The organism is Rhizobium sp. 21-4511-3d, from assembly GCF_053522545.1.
On sequence record NZ_JBNWCF010000001.1, the window covers coordinates 534,359 to 550,982 of the forward strand.

Below are 16,624 nucleotides of genomic sequence, written 5' to 3' on the forward strand. Positions count from 1 at the left end.
AGGCAATGTCATGCGGTGTGCTCTGAGCCCAAAACACGGAGGAAAAAATCAATGTCTGCCGCCGAAAAGATCAAACTCACCGTTACGCATAGCTACAAGGCGCCGCCATCCGTCGTCTATGACGCATGGCTGAATCCTGCGATCGCCAAGCGCTTCCTCTTCGCCACCGATGACGGCCATGTCATCCGCGCCGAGATCGACGCCCATGTGGGCGGCCGCTTCCTCGTCGTCGACCGGCGCCCAACCGGCGATGCCTGCCACAGCGGCATCTTCCTCGACCTCCACCGCCCGAAACGCATGGTCTTCAGCTTTTCCGTCGAAGATCACGACCACTGCACCGACCGCGTCCAGATCGACCTTGAACCGCTCGGCAGCGGCTGCCGCCTGACGTTGACGCACGAAATGTGCTCCGAATGGTCGGCTCACGAGGAAAAGACCCGCCAGGGCTGGGCGCATGTGATGGAAGGGTTGGAGCGTGAGGTCGACCAGGTCGATCGGCTAGCGAGCTAGCTTTTCGCCAAAGCTGGCGCGGCGTTGTCGTTATGCAGTGCCGCGCTGCTCACGCAGAGCAGGGGCCGTCTTACTCCCCGCGACTCTCTTCCAACACCGATGGATCGAAACGCTCCCATCCGCGTGGCGTCAGATGCTCCTGCGGCTGGTAGCGGGTCTTGTAGTCCATCTTTCGCGAACCCTGCACCCAGTAGCCGAGATAGACATGGGGAAGGCCGAGGGCCTTGGTGCGCTTGACGTGGTCGAGGATCATGAAGGTGCCGAGCGAGCGGCGGTCATATTCCGGATTGAAATAGGAATAGACCATGGAGAGACCGTCGCTCATCGTATCGGTCAGCGCTGCTGCGACAAGCTCGCCGCGCGGCCGGGTTTCGAGGCCGGAGCCTTCCTCGCGCCGGCGGTATTCGACGATTCGGGTGTTGACGTGGGTGTCCTCGACCATGATCGCATAGTCGAGCACGGTCATATCAGACATGCCGCCCTGCTGGTGGCGGTAGTCGAGATAGCTGCGGAACAGAGAATATTGCTCGCTCGAAGGCTGGGCCGGAAATTCGGTGGCGATCAGGTCGCTGTTATTGGCCAGCACCCGCTTCATCGATTTCGTCGGCTGGAATTCCTGCGCCAGGATGCGCACGGAAACGCAGGCGCGGCAGGCTTCGCAGGCGGGACGGTAGGCGATGTTCTGCGAGCGGCGGAAACCGCCCTGCGTCAGGATATCGTTCATTTCGGCGGCGCGGGGGCCGACGAGATGGGTAAAAACCTTGCGCTCCATCTCCTGCGGCAGATACGGGCATGCAGCCGGTGCCGTCAGATAAAACTGAGGGGATGGCGTGGACTGCGTATTCATCTGACGCGGATGGTTCCTTCGGTGACCGTCAATCTTGACAGCATGACTTAAGAATAAAAAACGTCAACAGCGCGGCCGGGTTCTCCGCGCTATCATTTTGTCGTAGCTTTTTGATATGGCGCCCCGAACCGGCCCGCAAAGGCCAGCCGGGGACTTTATTTCCGCGGTCAGGCGGTGCGGACCGTGACCGTGCCGACCAGGAAGTCGTGGATCAGGCGGCTGCGCTCGGTAAACAGGCCGACCAGAAGAATCAGCGGCGTCAGCACCGAGTTCAGGATCCAGAACAGCGCCAGGTGAACGATTGCCGTCAGGAAATCGAGCGGGCGTCCGTCGACGCGCATCATCTGGATGCCCATGGCGCGCATGCCGAGCGAGGCCTGCGCCGGACCGCCGACCGTCAGGCCGAAATAGATGCCCGCTACCAGCACGAAGAGCGCCGGATAGAGGAAGAAGCCGAGGCCAAGCGTCACGATCGACAGGAAGAACAGCACGACCGCTGCCGGAATGCACAGCAGCAGGACGACGATGTAATCCAGGATGAACGCAAATACCCGCCGGCTGAGCGTCCCGCTATAGGCGCGCCAGTCTTCCGGTGCGGCATAGACAGGGTTGGGGTTCAGGCTCATCTAGGGTCTCCTTTGTGAAACGATGCCACTGATATGGTGTCGGCGGCCGGAGATGCAATGATGCGCGGTTTTCAGCGTTTGGCGAGCGCCCGGGCGACCTCGATCGCGAAATAGGTCAGGATGCCATCGCAGCCGGCGCGCTTGAAGGCCAGCAGCGTTTCCATCATCGCGCGCTCGCCATCGATCCAGCCGTTCATCGCCGCAGCCTTGATCTGCGAATATTCGCCGGAGACCTGATAGGCGAAGGTCGGCAGGCCGAAAGCCTCCTTCATGCGCCAGCAGATGTCGAGATAGGGCAGGCCCGGCTTGACCATCAGCATGTCGGCGCCTTCCTCGACATCGAGTGCCGCATCGCGGATCGCCTCGGTGCCGTTGGCCGGGTCGATATAATAGGTCTTCTTGTCGCCCTTCAGCAGCCCGCCGGTCGAGATCGCCTCGCGGTAGGGGCCGTAGAAGGCGGAGGCGAATTTCGTCGCGTAGCTCATGATGCCGACATTCTGGTGGCCGCTCGCATCGAGCGCCCGGCGGATGGCGCCGATGCGGCCGTCCATCATTTCCGAGGGCGAGATGATATCGGAACCGGCATCGGCCTGCATGACGGCGGCGCGCGCCACCTGCTCGACCGTCTCGTCATTGACGATCTCGACGCCGCGCAGGATCCCGTCATGGCCATGGCTGGTGAAGGGATCGAGCGCCACGTCGGTGATAACGCCGATAGTGGGCACATGCTTCTTCAGCGCCATCGTCGCCTGATTGATCAGGTTGTTGGCCTCGAGGCTGTTCGAACCCGTCTCGTCGCGCAGCTCCATCTCGATATTCGGGAAGGTGGCGATCGCGGGCACGCCGAGATCGGCGGCTTCCTTGGCGGCTTCGACGAGCTTGTCGACGCTCATCCTGACGACGCCGGGCATGGCCGGGATCGGATCGACGATGCCGCTGCCGGGAACGACGAAGACAGGCCAGATCAGGTCATCCACCGTCAGCCGGTTTTCCTGCACCAGGCGGCGCGTCCAGTCCGCCTTGCGGTTGCGGCGCATGCGGCGGTGTCCGGTGATGTCGTCGACGAGGTGGGTCTTGTCCTGCATTGTCTTGTCCCTGACCATTCCATTTGCTGGCGCGCTCATTATCATGCCATCTTCGAAAACCAAACCGGACGATTGGCCGCGCCGGCGCGCAACGTCTGGCGAATGACCGAACGGAACCATAAAGTCCGCCCCATGGAAAATGATTCTCCGGCCCTGCCGAAGCGTACGCTGACCGACCTGATGTTCATCCTCTTCCTGAGGCTGGTGGCGATCACCTGTTTCTGGTTCGGCCTGCAATATTGGGGTATGCTTGTCGGCTACTCGCTGTTCGGCGCCGGCCGCTTCGATCTCCTGAGCCTTCCCTGGAAAGTGGCGGCCACGACGCTCGCCGTCGTCTTCCCCGTCGCCTCGCTCGGCCTGTGGCTCACGGTCTCCTGGGGACCGGTCGTCTGGGTGCTTGCGGCGGGCCTGCAGGTGCTGATGCACGGCTTCCTGCCGGAGACCTTCGGCTCCAATCATCTGATCGTCATTACCCATGTTCTGGTGGCCGCAATGTACCTGGCATTCCGCTTGGCGCTCTGGTTCGAGCGCCGCCGCCAGCGGCGTCAGGTAAGCGTTGATTTACCCTGATACAACGGGAGGTTTTCGGTAAGGTGCTGTTAAGCCTGCAGTTTAAGTAGAATTTTATTTGTATTCGATAGGGTCTGTCTCAAGGCGGGAAGAAAACCAACACCGCCAAACAAACAGTGAGGCAGTCATCATGAACACGAAAATCAAGCCGCAGGCGGTATCGAACTTCCGTGACCAGCAGGATCAGGACATCCGTGATCTTTACATGGAATCCCTTCATCTTGTTGAACGTCTTCACCGCCGTCTGCTCGACGTCATCAAGGACGAATTCGACCGTCAGGGCCGCAGCGACGTCAACGCCATCCAGGCGCTCCTGCTCTTCAATATCGGCAACTCGGAACTGACCGCCGGCGAGCTCCGCTCCCGCGGTTACTACCTGGGCTCCAACGTCTCCTACAACGTCAAGAAGCTCGTCGACCTCGGCTTCATCAACCACCAGCGCTCGCGCATCGACCGCCGCTCCGTCCGCATCAGCCTGACGGAAACCGGCACCGAGATCGCCGAGACGGTCGCCAAGCTCTACGAACGCCACATCACCTCGATCGACAAGGTTGGCGGCATCGGCACCGACGAGTTCACCCAGATGAACAAGCTCCTGCAGCGCCTCGACCGCTTCTGGAACGACAGCATCATGTACCGCCTCTAAGTTCCTGAGCCGTTATTCCCGATGGCTCGGTAACAATTCAAAGTGGCAAAACGGACGTAACGGGGCGAGAGAAGGCGCCCCGTTACGTCCGTTTTTGTGGTGCGACCTAACGCCGTTCTACATCCGGATGCTGTAGTAACAACTTGCCAATGCTATACGTTGGATACAGTTTGTCTCGCTCTGTTCCGAGCCGAATGGATGCGGAGATCAGGCGAGAAACGAAGTCGTCGAAATTCACGCGTCCATCTGGGAGCGCTTGGAGAAAGGCGACGACTTGGTTCAAAACCGAACGGAGTTCCACGACTGCTGCCATGGCTTCCGCGCTAGGAAGCTCTTTAATATCGAATGCTAAAAGCGCCTTTCCAATCTCATCTAAGTGAGGTTTGCGCGTAGCGATATCCCGAGGTTCCAGCACGCATGGATCGGGAATCTCTCCTATGTGGCCAGTTGGAACAGGTCGCATCAGTAGATTGGTAGCCTCGCCGCAAAGCTGAGCAACAAACGCGAGCATTCGCGCTCTTGTGCGGACGCGTTCTCTGGCCGTGCTGCGAAACTGGCTTATGGCAACAATGGCTCCCGACACGGCCACGAGAACCGTAATCGCGGTGTAGTCCTCCCGCGCGACAAATTGCGGCAGAAGGCCGATAATTTCTATCGCAAGGCTAAGGATGATTGCGGCTGAGATAACCCAGCCAGCTAGCTTCAGAGCTAATTCCTTCCATCCAGCAACGTTGTGCAGCATCATTTGCGCGAATTCCCCCGCTCCAAGTATCTCTACAACTTGGTGCTGCAAATGTTCCTGCTGGTCAATCACCCAGCGGGCACCAGAAACGTTCCTAGTACATGCGTCTGGTTCCCCTGCCACTCACCGCCAGCGTGTCATCTTTGCAACGCATGCCTGCCAAGCGTAATCGCCTGTATTCAGGCCGTTTTTTAGCCGTTATTAACCAGCACCGTTTACGGATTGCTATGGTTTGATGCGTGCCGTCTCCTACCGCTGGTAGGTGCCCGGAAGGGCAGGCGACACGAATTGGCCATATTGGTATGGCAGCGGAAATGCACAGCAGACGGCGCCCTCGAACAGCAGTTCACGCATTCACGCTTCCGGCTCGCAATCTTGTGATGGCTGGACGCGGAAAATCGGTGATGCGCCGCAGAACGGAATGATAGTGGTCTGCGTTATCGCGCAGTGACTCGCAAAGCCCGCGGTTTTCCTCTCAGAGCTGCGGCATTCAGTGGTTGGGACTATGTCGAAGAAAAACGGAATTGAAGCTCTCTCGCGCCGCGCATTTCTTGCCTCCGCGGCAACGTTCGGTGTCAGCGCACTGGCCGCCCCGGCATTGGCGCAGACGGCCGTCGATGCGCTGATCAATGCGCCCCAACGCGGCGACTGGGACGATCAGTTCGATGCCAAGGCCGCATCGCGCACCGCAAACGCCATCGTTTCCAATACCCCGATCCTCGGACCGCAGTCCGTTTCCAGCATGCAGCAGGCGATCGCCCAGTATCAGCAGATCGCATCTGCCGGCGGCTGGCCGACCGTCAATCCGCCGGCCGATCAGCGCCTGCAGCTCGGCGTCACCGACCAGTCGGTCCAGGCGCTGCGCCAGCGTCTCTTCGCCACCGGCGATCTTCCGCAGGAAGCCGGCATGTCGTCTTCGTTCGACTCCTATGTCGACGGTGCGGTCAAGCGCTTCCAGGCCCGTCACGGCCTTCCGTCTGACGGCGTCATCGGCGAATTCACGCTGAAGGCGATGAACATCCCTGTCGATGTCCGCCTGCAGCAGCTGAACACCAACCTGATCCGCCTGCAGACCTTCCCCGAAGATCTCGGCCGCCGTCACGTCATGGTCAACATTCCGGCCGCTTACGTCGAAGCCGTCCAGGATGGCAGCGTCGCGACCCGCCACAACGCGATCGTCGGCCGTCTGAGCCGCCCGACGCACCTCGTCAATTCGAAGATCTACGAAGTCATCCTCAATCCATACTGGACGGCTCCGCGCTCGATCGTCGAAAAGGACATCGTGCCGCTGATGCGCAAGGACCCGACCTACCTGACGCGCAACAACATTCGCCTGATCGACGGCAAGGGCAGCGAAGTCGCGCCTGAAACCATCGACTGGAACGCCGAAAAGGCACCGAACCTGACCTTCCGCCAGGACCCGGGCAAGATCAACGCCATGGCGTCGACGAAGATCAACTTCTACAACAAGAACGGCGAGTACATGCACGACACGCCGCAGCAGGGCCTGTTCAACAAGCTGATGCGCTTCGAATCCTCGGGCTGCGTGCGCGTCCAGAACGTCCGCGACCTGACGACCTGGCTGCTCGGCGAGACCCCCGGCTGGCCGCGCCAGCAGATGGAGCAGGTCATCGCCAGCCGCGTCAACACGCCGATCAAGCTCGCCGAAGAAGTGCCGGTCTATTTCGTCTACATCTCCGCCTGGGGCATGCCCGACGGCATCGTCCAGTTCCGCGACGACATCTACCAGATGGACGGCAATGCCGAACTGGCGCTGGACACGACGGCGACGACGGAACAGCCGGTTCAGTAAGGGCTGGTTCTCTTTGAGTTTGGAAAGGCCGCGCGGATTGCGCGGCCTTTTTTGTTTGGCAAGACCTTTCCTCCCTCATCCCTGTGCCCTTAGGGCTACGCCCAAGGGATGTCACAGGGATCCAGCGCACCCAAGTCCTTGGGTGCAGAAGACACTTCCTCTTGGCTTATGAGTCATTCACCGCGCAGACGCGCGGTGGCCTGGATTCCTGTGACGAGCACAGGAATGAGGGAGGGAGGTCACCCCGCGCGTAGATTGCCCAGCAAATGTCGTTCTTCGTATTGCTCTGGCGCAAACGGAAGGCTAAAGCTGCGGCCATTCCAGTTGAGGAGCCCGCCCATGACCAATGCTTCCACTCAGACCTTCTTCAATCGCAATCTTGCCGATACCGATCCGGAAATCTTCGGCGCGATCGAAAAGGAGCTCGGCCGTCAGCGGCACGAGATCGAACTCATCGCCTCGGAAAACATCGTTTCGCGCGCGGTGCTGGAAGCCCAGGGCTCCATCATGACCAACAAGTACGCCGAAGGCTATCCGGGCAAGCGCTATTACGGCGGCTGCCAGTATGTCGATATCGCAGAAGAACTGGCGATCGAGCGTGCCAAGAAGCTCTTCGGCGTCAACTTCGCCAACGTTCAGCCGAACTCCGGTTCGCAGATGAACCAGGCCGTGTTCCTGGCGCTCTTGCAGCCGGGCGATACCTTCATGGGTCTTGACCTGAATTCGGGCGGTCACCTGACGCACGGTTCGCCGGTCAACATGTCCGGCAAGTGGTTCAACGTCGTTTCCTACGGCGTTCGCGAAGGCGACAACCTGCTCGATATGGACGACGTTGCCGAGAAGGCGCGCACCCACAAGCCGAAGCTGATCATCGCCGGCGGCACCGCTTACTCCCGTATCTGGGACTGGAAGCGCTTCCGCGAGATCGCCGATGAAGTCGGCGCCTATCTGATGGTCGACATGGCCCACATCGCCGGTCTCGTCGCCGGTGGCCAGCATCCGTCGCCGTTCCCGCACTGCCACGTCGCCACGACCACGACCCACAAGTCGCTCCGCGGCCCGCGCGGCGGCGTCATCCTGACGAACGAGGAAGATCTGGCAAAGAAGTTCAATTCGGCCGTCTTCCCGGGTCTCCAGGGCGGTCCGCTGATGCACATCATCGCTGCCAAGGCCGTTGCCTTCAAGGAAGCGCTGCAGCCGGAATTCAAGGATTACGCGGCCCAGATCGTCAAGAACGCCAGGGCGCTTGCCGAAACCCTGATCGCAGGCGGCCTCGACGTCGTCTCCGGCGGCACCGACAACCACCTGATGCTCGTCGACCTTCGCAAGAAGAACGCCACCGGCAAGCGTGCGGAAGCCGCCCTCGGCCGCGCCTACATCACCTGCAACAAGAACGGCATCCCGTTCGACCCTGAAAAGCCGTTCGTCACCTCGGGCGTCCGTCTCGGCGCGCCTGCCGGCACGACCCGCGGCTTCAAGGAAGCCGAGTTCAAGGAAATCGGCAACCTGATCGTCGAAGTTCTCGACGGACTGAAGGCTGCCAATTCCGACGAAGGCAATGCCGCTGTCGAAGGCGCCGTGCGGGATAAGGTGGTGAACCTCACCAACCGCTTCCCAATGTACGACTACATCGGCTAAGGATAGCGCATGCGCTGCCCATTCTGCGGATCGGAAGACACACAGGTCAAGGATTCACGCCCGGCGGAGGACAACACGTCCATCCGCCGCAGGCGTATCTGTCCCGATTGCGGCGGCCGCTTCACGACCTTCGAGCGCGTGCAGCTGCGCGAGCTGATGGTCGTCAAGAAGACCGGCCGCAAGGTGCCTTTCGACCGCGACAAGCTGGTGCGCTCCTTCGAGATCGCGTTGCGCAAACGCCCGGTCGATCGTGACCGGATCGAACGCGCCGTCTCAGGCATCGTCCGGCGCCTGGAAAGCTCCGGCGAGGTCGAGATCGGTTCGGAGGCCATCGGCCTCCAGGTTCTCGAAGCGCTGAAGAGCCTGGATGACGTCGGCTTCGTCCGTTACGCCTCGGTCTACCGCGATTTCTCGCATGCCGAGGATTTCGAGAAGGTCATTTCCGAGATCAACGCCAAGATCGGCCGCGATACTTTGGACAGTTGAGCGATGACGTCAGCATCAGACGATGAACGTTACATGGCCGAGGCTATAAGCCTCGGCCTTTTGCATCTTGGGCAAACCTCCACAAATCCCTCCGTCGGCTGCGTCGTCGTCAAGGACGGCGAGATCGTTGGCCGCGGCACGACCGCTGTTGGCGGCCGCCCGCATGCCGAGCCGCAGGCACTGGCCGAGGCCGGGGCGAGGGCGGAGGGTGCCACCGCCTATGTGACGCTCGAGCCTTGCTCGCATTTCGGCAAGACACCGCCCTGCGCCAACGCGCTGATCGCCTCTGGCGTCTCCCGCGTCGTCATCAGCGTCACCGATCCCGATGAGCGCGTCTCCGGCCGCGGCATCGGCATGCTGCGCGATGCCGGCATCGAGGTCGATACCGGCGTGCTGGAGGAAGAGGGCAGGCGCTCGCTCGCCGCCTATCTCACCCGGCAGACGAAGAAGCGGCCCTATGTGACTCTCAAACTTGCAGTTTCCGCCGACGGCATGATCGGCCGTGCGGGCGAGGGCCAGGTGGCGATCACCGGGCCTGCGGCGCGCGCCGAGGTGCAGAAGCTGCGCGCGCAGTCGGATGCCATTCTCGTTGGTATCGGCACGGCGATCGCCGATGATCCGGAACTGACGGTGCGGATTGCGGGGCAGGAGGATCGCTCGCCGGTGCGGATCGTGCTCGATCCGGCGTTGTCGCTGCCGGTGACGGGCAAGCTGGCGCAAACGGCGCGGCAGGTGCCGGTGATCGTTGTGGCGCGTGAGGATGTTTCGGATCTGGGGGCTGTCGAGGGTTCACCCCCCTCTGCCCTGCCGGACATCTCCCCCACAACGGGGGAGATCGACCCGCGGACGGCACCTCCCCAAGCAATCGATGTTGAAGCGAGCGGCTCCCCCCAGCCAATCTCCCCACTTGTGGGGGAGGTGCCCGGCAGGGCAGAGGGGGGTAACCCACCCACCAACGCCGCAGATGATCTCGACTCCCGCCGCACCGCCCTCGAGGCCCTCGGCGTCGAAGTCCTCTATTGCAATCCCTATCACCCGGAAGTCCTGCTCCCGGCGCTGGCCTCCCGCGGCATTTCCTCGTTGATCGTCGAAGGTGGCGCCAGGACGGCAAAACTCTTCCTCGATACCGGTCTCGTCGATCGCATCCAGCTCTATCAGGGCGATGTGGTGATCGGCGCCGATGGTATTGAATCGCCGGTCACGAAGACCGATATGCCATCCGGTTTCGCCCACAGGGGCACATTTTCATTCGGCCCCGACCGGATGGACGAATACGAAAGAGAGCTTTGATGTTCACCGGCATTGTCACTGATATGGGCACGATCGAATCCGTTTCCCCGATGAACGAGGGCGTCAAGCTGCGCGTTGCGACGAGCTACGATCCGGCGACCATCGACATGGGCGCCTCGATCTCGCATGCCGGCGTCTGCCTGACGGTCACCGGCCTGCCGGACGAAGGCAGCAACGGCCGCTGGTTCGAGGTCGAAGCCTGGGAGGAGGCGCTGCGGCTGACAACGATCGCCGGATGGAAGGCCGGAAGCCGCATCAATCTCGAGCGCTCGCTGAAGATCGGCGACGAGCTCGGCGGCCATATCGTTTCCGGCCATGTCGACGGCAAGGCGGAAATCCTCTCGGTGACGGCCGAAGGCGACGCAACGCGCTATCGCCTGCGCGCGCCGGAACATCTGGCAAAATTCGTGGCGCCGAAGGGCTCGGTCGCTCTCGATGGCACCTCGCTGACGGTCAATGCCGTCGAAGGCACGGATTTCGACGTGCTGCTGATCCGCCACACGCTCGAGGTCACGACCTGGGGCGAGCGCAAGGCAGGCGACTTCGTCAATTTCGAAGTCGATACCATGGCCCGCTACGCTGCTAGGCTTGCCGAGTTCCCTGCCGCGAAAACAGAATGATCTCGCCGTTGTAATCGGTGCGGGTGACCTCGCGGAAACCGAGCTTTCCCGCAAGGCGGATCGACGGCGCGTTTTCCGGCGAGATGATGCAGGTCATCTCCATGTCGGGAAAGCGTTGTTCGGCCCAGGCGATCATCGCTTGCAGCGCTTCGCTCGCATAGCCGCGGCCATGGAAAGACGGCGAGAGCGCCCAGCCGGTTTCCAGCGTGCCCTCGATCGACGGCGTCATTTCGCGTCGGGTTTCGAGAAAGCCGCATTCGCCGACAAAGCGGCCGGTTTCCTTTTCCTCGATGGCCAGAAAGCCGAAGCCCATATGGTGCCACATGCCGGTGGCGCGCAGCAGCCGCGCCCAGGTCTGTTCGCGCGTGCTCGGCACGCCGGTGATGTGGCGCACCACATCCTCGTCAGCCCAGAAGGTAACGTAGGCCTCGAAATCAGTCTTCCGGTGCGGGCGCAGGATCAGGCGCTCCGTCTCGATCGTCGGAATATTCAGCATTGAAAATCGCTTTCTGTCTTATGCGCCGGGTTCGTTGTGCCAGTAGTCGAGGCTCTCGTCCGAGCGGCCGATGACCCTGAAGCTCGGATAGCCGCCATCCTTGCGGGTCTTCGCCAGGAACTTGCCGGAATCGGGATATTCGACGATCTCCGTCGGCGACATGGTGGAGACGCCGATATAGATCAGCGGCTCGCTGCCCGTGTTGAGAATCTGATGCGCCGTTTCCGTGCCGCCCGCCGGCGCGCCGAGAACCGATCCCTTCGCAATCGCATGCCGCTCGGCGCCGAAGCGGTATTCGCCGTTGCCCGAAAGCACGATGAACAGCTCGTCTTCGACATGATGATTGTGGAACGGACAGCCCGATTTGCCGGGAGGCACTGCATTGTAGCTGACGCCGAGATTGGAAAGGCCGAGAAGCTTGCCGAAAGAAATGTCGGTGCCTTCGTAAAGCGTGCCCTGCGTCCAGTGCTCGAGTGCGAGCGTGGTGGGGTCAATCACCGGCTTGGTTGTTTCTGATGGCATGTCTCGTCTCCCTTTTGGGGCGCAACAGACCATCATTCGCATGCAATTTTCAAGAGTAGGGACGTGAGAAATGGACGGGCGGCGCGCGAGGAACGCGCCGCCCGTCTGCTGCTAATCGGTATAGATCGTGATGCTGCCATCCGCCGCCTGTTCGGCGTTGATGACATTGCTGACGCTGACGCCCTGATCCGCGAGCTTGCGGGTAAGGCTCTTGTTGGCGTCGATCGAGGCCTGGATCTGATGGACTTCCTGGGCGTCGCGTACCGGGGCCGAGCGCGGGCCGAACTGGTCCATGCTGTCGATATTGCGCCAGTCCTGATATTGCTGGACGGCGAAGTCGTTGCCCTGGAACGTACGCAAGGTGTGCTCGATCCCGGAGGCGGAGTTCATACTCAGGTTTTCCGCACGGCTGACGCCGACGAAGGCGAGAGAGGAGAAAGCGGAAACGATGGCAATCTTAGCAACGCGGTTCATGGTAGTGTCCTTTCATCTGCTCTGACGGTCGGCTGTCGTGCAGGGGATCGTCTGCGTTACGAGAAAGGAATTGGGGCGCAAAACCTCTCCCTTCAATGGGCTAAGTCACTGAAATCGCGTTAATTATTCTTCACGTTTGCTGCCTTCTTTTCGCCATGATCGAGGCGGCCGGAGGCCGTCCTTGATGCAGTGCAGCATAACCTGCCGCTATATGCTTGCAGCGATTTCAGGATTTGCATTTCAGCCATGATCGGAATTTGCTTGCCATTCGCGCGTAGGCGTGTTTTGACCGCGGCCTGCTGCACGGCTGAACTCTCTAAAACCGAAGGTGAACCATGGCCCGGGATGATGCTCCCCATATTTTGATCGTCGAAGCACGCTTCTACGATGACATGGCTGACGCCCTTCTCGATGGCGCGACCCACGCGCTGAAGGAAGCCGGTGCCACGTTCGACGTCGTCACCGTTCCCGGTGCGCTCGAAATTCCGCCGGCCATTGCCATGGCGCTCGACGGGGCAGACAATGGCGGCGTGCTGTATGACGGCTTTGTCGCCCTCGGCATGGTCATTCGCGGCGAGACCTATCATTTCGATATCGTCTCCAACGAATCCTCGCGTGCAATAATGGATCTGGCGGTCAGCGAGTCCCTTGCCATCGGCAACGGCATCCTGACGGTCGAAAATGACGAGCAGGCTTGGGCGCGCGCCCGCCGCTCGGACAAGGACAAGGGCGGCTTTGCTGCCCGCGCAGCTCTCACGATGATCGAGCTGAAGAAGAAGCTGGGTGGGCTTGAATGACCAACGAAACTCCGGAGCGCCAGGTAAAGTCGGCCAATCAGCGGGGCGCTGCGCGTCTCGCTGCCGTACAGGCGCTCTATCAGATGGATATCGGCGGCACCGGCGTGCTGGAAATCGTCGCCGAATATGAAGCCCATCGCCTCGGCCAGGAAATTGACGGCGAGACCTATCTGAAGGCCGATCCGTCTTGGTTCCGCTCGATCGTATCGGGCGTCGTGCGCGAACAGCGCCGCCTCGATCCGCTGATCGCCTCTGCCCTGCAGGACGACTGGGCGCTGTCGCGTCTCGACAGCACGGTCCGCGCCATCCTGCGCGCCGGCGTGTTCGAACTGACCGATCGCAAGGACGTTCCCGTCGCCGTCATCGTCACGGAATATATGGAAATCGCCCAGGCCTTCTTCGAAGACGACGAGCCGAAGCTGGTCAATGCCGTTCTCGACCGCATTGCCAAGCAGGTACGCGGCGACACCAGGAAGTAAGCTTCCTCCGTCCTCCATCGGACCAAATCGCTCAATCCATTGTGCTGCAAGGGTTTTAGGCCCTTGCGGTCTTGACGTCGTGTTTTCCACCAAGCAATCTCCGCACGCAAAGCTAGAGCGTTTCTGAGGAGAGAAGACGATTCGGCTGCTTGCGTGGCCGGGCGGAGGAGTGTTCCGGCACTTTTGGAGGAAAGAGCGAAATGACCATTCTTTTATGCGTAATCGCATGCGGTCTGCTCTCGGTGGTCTATGCCATCTGGGCAACCCGTTCGGTGCTGGCCGCCGATCAGGGCAATAGCCGCATGCAGGAGATCGCGGGCTATATCCGCGAGGGCGCGCAGGCCTACCTCACGCGTCAGTACAAGACCATTGCCATTGTCGGCATCGTTGTTTTCATTGCAGCATGGCTGCTTCTCTCCGGCACGGCCGCGATCGGTTTCCTGATCGGCGCCGTACTTTCCGGTGCCGCCGGTTTCATCGGCATGCACGTTTCGGTCCGCGCCAATGTGCGCACGGCCCAGGCTGCTTCCCACAGCCTCTCGGCCGGTCTCGACATCGCCTTCAAGTCTGGCGCCATCACCGGCATGCTCGTTGCCGGTCTGGCGCTGCTCGGCGTCTCCATCTACTATTACATCCTGACCGGCGTGCTCGGTCATGACACCGGCTCGCGCGAAGTCATCGATGCGCTGGTCGCGCTCGGCTTCGGCGCCTCGCTGATCTCGATCTTCGCCCGTCTCGGCGGCGGTATCTTCACCAAGGGCGCAGACGTCGGCGGCGACCTCGTCGGCAAGGTCGAAGCCGGTATTCCGGAAGACGATCCGCGCAACCCTGCAACCATCGCCGATAACGTCGGCGACAATGTCGGCGACTGCGCAGGCATGGCGGCCGACCTTTTCGAAACCTATGCGGTCTCGGTTGTTGCCACCATGGTTCTCGCCGCGATCTTCTTTGCCGGTGCACCGATCCTGCAGTCGGCGATGATCTATCCGCTGGCGATCTGCGGCGTCTGCATCATCACCTCGATCGTCGGTACCTTCTTCGTCAAGCTCGGCTCGAACGGCTCGATCATGGGCGCTCTCTACAAGGGCCTCATCGTCACCGGTCTGCTGTCGATCATCGGCCTTGGTGCAGCAACCTCGCTGACCGTCGGCTGGGGTTCGCTGGGCATGGTCGCCGGGCATGACATTACCGGCACGAACCTCTTCATCTGCGGTCTCGTCGGCCTCGTCGTCACCGCGCTGATCGTCGTCATCACCGAATACTATACCGGCACAGGCAAGCGCCCGGTCGTCTCGATCGCCCAGGCATCGGTCACCGGTCACGGCACCAACGTCATCCAGGGCCTCGCGGTCTCGCTGGAATCGACGGCGCTGCCGGCGGTCGTCATCGTCGGCGGTATTCTCGCTACCTTCCAGCTCGGCGGCCTGTTCGGCACCGGTATTGCGGTGACCGCAATGCTCGGCCTTGCCGGCATGATCGTCGCGCTCGATGCCTTCGGGCCGGTTACGGACAATGCCGGCGGTATCGCCGAAATGTCCCACCTGCCGCCGGAAGTGCGCAAGTCGACCGACGCGCTCGATGCCGTCGGCAACACGACGAAGGCCGTCACCAAGGGTTACGCGATCGGTTCGGCCGGTCTCGGCGCGCTGGTGCTCTTCGCCGCCTATTCGAACGACCTGCAGTATTTCGCGGCTCACGGCGACCAGTATCCGTACTTTGCGGGCATTGGCACGATCTCCTTCGATCTGTCGAACCCCTATGTCGTCGCCGGCCTGCTGTTCGGCGGTCTGATCCCCTATCTCTTCGGCGGTATCGCCATGACCGCCGTCGGCCGTGCGGCCGGCGCGATCGTCGAGGAAGTGCGCAAGCAGTTCCGTGAAAAGCCGGGCATCATGCAGGGAACCGAGAAGCCGGATTACGGCCGCGCCGTCGATCTGCTGACCAAGGCGGCGATCCGTGAAATGATCATCCCGTCGCTGCTGCCGGTTCTGGCACCGATCGTCGTCTATTTCGGCGTGCTGCTGATCTCGGGTTCAAAGGCCTCGGCCTTCGCCGCCCTCGGCGCCTCGCTGCTCGGCGTGATCATCAACGGCCTCTTCGTCGCCATCTCGATGACCTCGGGCGGCGGTGCATGGGACAATGCCAAGAAGTCCTTCGAAGACGGCTTCGTCGACAAGGACGGCAATCGTCACATGAAGGGTTCGGAAGCCCACAAGGCATCCGTCACCGGCGACACCGTCGGCGATCCCTACAAGGATACAGCCGGTCCCGCCGTCAACCCGGCGATCAAGATCACCAATATCGTTGCTCTCCTGCTGCTCGCGGTTCTCGCCGGCATGTAAGGGAAGGGCAGGGCTGAAACGAAGAAACCCGCCGGATCGCTCCGGCGGGTTTCTTTATTGTCTGATGCGTTCCAGTGCTTACTGGATGCTGGCCGGGTTCTGCGGGTTGCCCTGCGGCGTGCCGAACAGGCTCTTTGCCGCGCTGCCCGCGCCGCCCTGGAGAACCTGCTGAAGGAACGTCAGTTCGCGGCCGCCGGTCGGCGTTACGCGCGAGATCGTGTCGAACACCTTGCCGTCCTGCAGCGTGTAGTTGGCGCGGCGTGCCACGACGCCGTCCTTGTCGAAATAGATGGCGAGAACGCTCTGATCGACCACCCTGAGCTTTTGGTAGGCGATCGAGCGCGTGCGCTTCTGCGAGATGTAATAGAAGACTTCGTTGTCGAAGGTCGCCGTCGTCGAGGGCGTGCCGAGCGACAGAAGAACCTGTTCGCGGCTCGAACCTTCGGGTACGAGGTTCAGCGATTCCTGATCGACGACATAGCCGCCGTTCAGCACGGTGCCGGTCTGGCAACCGGCAAGTCCTGCTGAGGCAATCATGATGGCAATGGCCGCGCTGCTGAAGAACTTTACGTCAGACTTGAAATACCGTTTCTTCAACGACATCTACTCCCCTTGAGTATCGGTAGGCGGCTTTTGACCAT

19 protein-coding genes are annotated in these 16,624 nt (G+C 61.3%); 11 read left to right on the plus strand and 8 right to left on the minus strand.

Features of this window, described 5'->3' with window-relative positions; genetic code table 11:
- Positions 1–51 precede the first annotated feature (51 nt).
- Positions 52–510: an SRPBCC family protein gene (locus ACQZ5H_RS02825; RefSeq protein ID WP_112718770.1), complete on the plus strand. Its 459-nt coding sequence runs from the start codon at positions 52–54 to the stop codon at positions 508–510.
- 70 nt (positions 511–580) lie between these two features.
- On the opposite strand, the gene ACQZ5H_RS02830 is transcribed toward ACQZ5H_RS02825, so the two are convergent.
- The 3 genes from ACQZ5H_RS02830 to hemB form a co-directional block, all read right to left on the minus strand.
- The gene (locus ACQZ5H_RS02830) at positions 581–1,357 is read right to left on the minus strand and encodes an arginyltransferase (RefSeq protein ID WP_449096686.1); all 777 of its coding nucleotides are present in this window, start codon (positions 1,355–1,357) and stop codon (positions 581–583) included.
- Between the two features lie 167 nt (positions 1,358–1,524).
- Entirely contained in the window at positions 1,525–1,983 is a 459-nt protein-coding gene (locus ACQZ5H_RS02835) for an RDD family protein (RefSeq protein WP_130282724.1), read from the minus strand.
- 71 nt (positions 1,984–2,054) lie between these two features.
- A complete protein-coding gene (hemB, locus tag ACQZ5H_RS02840) occupies positions 2,055–3,068 on the minus strand; it encodes a porphobilinogen synthase (RefSeq protein WP_449096687.1) in 1,014 nt (337 codons plus the stop codon).
- Between the two features lie 132 nt (positions 3,069–3,200).
- Here hemB and ACQZ5H_RS02845 point away from each other — a divergent pair, with 132 nt between their 5' ends.
- Positions 3,201–3,638 (plus strand): DUF6163 family protein, encoded by a 438-nt coding sequence (locus tag ACQZ5H_RS02845; RefSeq protein ID WP_413709229.1) that lies wholly within the window; start codon positions 3,201–3,203, stop codon positions 3,636–3,638.
- A gap of 130 nt (positions 3,639–3,768) precedes the next feature.
- A complete protein-coding gene (gene ldtR, locus ACQZ5H_RS02850) occupies positions 3,769–4,284 on the plus strand; it encodes a transcriptional regulator LdtR (protein WP_112389587.1) in 516 nt (171 codons plus the stop codon).
- Between the two features lie 106 nt (positions 4,285–4,390).
- On the opposite strand, the gene ACQZ5H_RS02855 is transcribed toward ldtR, so the two are convergent.
- Positions 4,391–5,098 (minus strand): hypothetical protein, encoded by a 708-nt coding sequence (locus ACQZ5H_RS02855; RefSeq protein ID WP_449096688.1) that lies wholly within the window; start codon positions 5,096–5,098, stop codon positions 4,391–4,393.
- A 433-nt stretch (positions 5,099–5,531) separates the two neighbouring features.
- On the opposite strand from ACQZ5H_RS02855, the gene ACQZ5H_RS02860 reads away from it, so the two are divergent.
- The 5 genes from ACQZ5H_RS02860 (at position 5,532) to ACQZ5H_RS02880 (ending at position 10,873) form a co-directional block, all read left to right on the plus strand.
- A complete protein-coding gene (locus ACQZ5H_RS02860; RefSeq protein WP_112718764.1) occupies positions 5,532–6,839 on the plus strand; it encodes a L,D-transpeptidase family protein in 1,308 nt (435 codons plus the stop codon).
- A 339-nt stretch (positions 6,840–7,178) separates the two neighbouring features.
- Positions 7,179–8,477: a serine hydroxymethyltransferase gene (gene glyA / locus ACQZ5H_RS02865; protein WP_449096689.1), complete on the plus strand. Its 1,299-nt coding sequence runs from the start codon at positions 7,179–7,181 to the stop codon at positions 8,475–8,477.
- Positions 8,478–8,486: 9 nt separating this feature from the next.
- Positions 8,487–8,963 carry a transcriptional regulator NrdR gene (nrdR, locus tag ACQZ5H_RS02870; protein WP_112718761.1) on the plus strand — a complete coding sequence of 159 codons (477 nt, stop codon included), beginning with the start codon at positions 8,487–8,489 and terminating at the stop codon, positions 8,961–8,963.
- 3 nt (positions 8,964–8,966) lie between these two features.
- The gene (ribD, locus tag ACQZ5H_RS02875; RefSeq protein WP_449096690.1) at positions 8,967–10,253 is read left to right on the plus strand and encodes a bifunctional diaminohydroxyphosphoribosylaminopyrimidine deaminase/5-amino-6-(5-phosphoribosylamino)uracil reductase RibD; all 1,287 of its coding nucleotides are present in this window, start codon (positions 8,967–8,969) and stop codon (positions 10,251–10,253) included.
- Positions 10,253–10,873, plus strand: coding sequence for a riboflavin synthase (locus tag ACQZ5H_RS02880; RefSeq protein ID WP_130282716.1), 621 nt, complete (start codon positions 10,253–10,255; stop codon positions 10,871–10,873). Before ribD ends, ACQZ5H_RS02880 begins: the two co-directional genes overlap by 1 nt.
- On the opposite strand, the gene ACQZ5H_RS02885 is transcribed toward ACQZ5H_RS02880, so the two are convergent.
- From ACQZ5H_RS02885 to ACQZ5H_RS02895, 3 genes are all read right to left on the minus strand, one after another.
- A complete protein-coding gene (locus ACQZ5H_RS02885; RefSeq protein WP_199628794.1) occupies positions 10,836–11,369 on the minus strand; it encodes a GNAT family N-acetyltransferase in 534 nt (177 codons plus the stop codon). The genes ACQZ5H_RS02880 and ACQZ5H_RS02885 overlap by 38 nt on opposite strands.
- A gap of 18 nt (positions 11,370–11,387) precedes the next feature.
- Positions 11,388–11,891, minus strand: coding sequence for a cupin domain-containing protein (locus ACQZ5H_RS02890; protein WP_449096691.1), 504 nt, complete (start codon positions 11,889–11,891; stop codon positions 11,388–11,390).
- Between the two features lie 111 nt (positions 11,892–12,002).
- Positions 12,003–12,365, minus strand: a complete 363-nt coding sequence (locus ACQZ5H_RS02895) for a hypothetical protein (RefSeq protein WP_112718756.1) — start codon at positions 12,363–12,365, stop codon at positions 12,003–12,005.
- A gap of 335 nt (positions 12,366–12,700) precedes the next feature.
- On the opposite strand from ACQZ5H_RS02895, the gene ribH reads away from it, so the two are divergent.
- The 3 genes from ribH (at position 12,701) to ACQZ5H_RS02910 (ending at position 15,983) form a co-directional block, all read left to right on the plus strand.
- The gene (ribH, locus tag ACQZ5H_RS02900) at positions 12,701–13,162 is read left to right on the plus strand and encodes a 6,7-dimethyl-8-ribityllumazine synthase (protein WP_112718755.1); all 462 of its coding nucleotides are present in this window, start codon (positions 12,701–12,703) and stop codon (positions 13,160–13,162) included.
- Positions 13,159–13,641 (plus strand): transcription antitermination factor NusB, encoded by a 483-nt coding sequence (gene nusB, locus ACQZ5H_RS02905; RefSeq protein WP_112718754.1) that lies wholly within the window; start codon positions 13,159–13,161, stop codon positions 13,639–13,641. The genes ribH and nusB overlap by 4 nt, the downstream gene beginning before the upstream one ends.
- Before the next feature lie 200 nt (positions 13,642–13,841).
- Positions 13,842–15,983 carry a sodium-translocating pyrophosphatase gene (locus ACQZ5H_RS02910; RefSeq protein ID WP_130282708.1) on the plus strand — a complete coding sequence of 714 codons (2,142 nt, stop codon included), beginning with the start codon at positions 13,842–13,844 and terminating at the stop codon, positions 15,981–15,983.
- A 78-nt stretch (positions 15,984–16,061) separates the two neighbouring features.
- Here ACQZ5H_RS02910 and ACQZ5H_RS02915 read toward each other — a convergent pair whose 3' ends face one another.
- Positions 16,062–16,586 carry an outer membrane protein assembly factor BamE gene (locus tag ACQZ5H_RS02915; protein ID WP_449096692.1) on the minus strand — a complete coding sequence of 175 codons (525 nt, stop codon included), beginning with the start codon at positions 16,584–16,586 and terminating at the stop codon, positions 16,062–16,064.
- Between the last annotated feature and the right edge of the window lie 38 nt (positions 16,587–16,624).

Excerpts from the sequence above, each read along its gene's own strand:
- ACQZ5H_RS02890 (WP_449096691.1), bottom strand. The coding sequence starts at position 11,891 with ATGCCATCAGAAACAACCAAGCCGGTGATTGACCCCACCACGCTCGCA.
- glyA (WP_449096689.1), top strand. The coding sequence starts at position 7,179 with ATGACCAATGCTTCCACTCAGACCTTCTTCAATCGCAATCTTGCCGAT.
- ACQZ5H_RS02895 (WP_112718756.1), bottom strand. The coding sequence starts at position 12,365 with ATGAACCGCGTTGCTAAGATTGCCATCGTTTCCGCTTTCTCCTCTCTC.
- ACQZ5H_RS02835 (WP_130282724.1), bottom strand. The coding sequence starts at position 1,983 with ATGAGCCTGAACCCCAACCCTGTCTATGCCGCACCGGAAGACTGGCGC.
- ldtR (WP_112389587.1), top strand. The coding sequence starts at position 3,769 with ATGAACACGAAAATCAAGCCGCAGGCGGTATCGAACTTCCGTGACCAG.
- ACQZ5H_RS02830 (WP_449096686.1), bottom strand. The coding sequence starts at position 1,357 with ATGAATACGCAGTCCACGCCATCCCCTCAGTTTTATCTGACGGCACCG.
- nusB (WP_112718754.1), top strand. The coding sequence starts at position 13,159 with ATGACCAACGAAACTCCGGAGCGCCAGGTAAAGTCGGCCAATCAGCGG.
- hemB (WP_449096687.1), bottom strand. The coding sequence starts at position 3,068 with ATGCAGGACAAGACCCACCTCGTCGACGACATCACCGGACACCGCCGC.
- nrdR (WP_112718761.1), top strand. The coding sequence starts at position 8,487 with ATGCGCTGCCCATTCTGCGGATCGGAAGACACACAGGTCAAGGATTCA.
- ACQZ5H_RS02845 (WP_413709229.1), top strand. The coding sequence starts at position 3,201 with ATGGAAAATGATTCTCCGGCCCTGCCGAAGCGTACGCTGACCGACCTG.
- ACQZ5H_RS02825 (WP_112718770.1), top strand. The coding sequence starts at position 52 with ATGTCTGCCGCCGAAAAGATCAAACTCACCGTTACGCATAGCTACAAG.
- ACQZ5H_RS02885 (WP_199628794.1), bottom strand. The coding sequence starts at position 11,369 with ATGCTGAATATTCCGACGATCGAGACGGAGCGCCTGATCCTGCGCCCG.
- ACQZ5H_RS02880 (WP_130282716.1), top strand. The coding sequence starts at position 10,253 with ATGTTCACCGGCATTGTCACTGATATGGGCACGATCGAATCCGTTTCC.
- ACQZ5H_RS02915 (WP_449096692.1), bottom strand. The coding sequence starts at position 16,586 with ATGTCGTTGAAGAAACGGTATTTCAAGTCTGACGTAAAGTTCTTCAGC.
- ACQZ5H_RS02860 (WP_112718764.1), top strand. The coding sequence starts at position 5,532 with ATGTCGAAGAAAAACGGAATTGAAGCTCTCTCGCGCCGCGCATTTCTT.
- ACQZ5H_RS02910 (WP_130282708.1), top strand. The coding sequence starts at position 13,842 with ATGACCATTCTTTTATGCGTAATCGCATGCGGTCTGCTCTCGGTGGTC.
- ribH (WP_112718755.1), top strand. The coding sequence starts at position 12,701 with ATGGCCCGGGATGATGCTCCCCATATTTTGATCGTCGAAGCACGCTTC.
- ribD (WP_449096690.1), top strand. The coding sequence starts at position 8,967 with ATGACGTCAGCATCAGACGATGAACGTTACATGGCCGAGGCTATAAGC.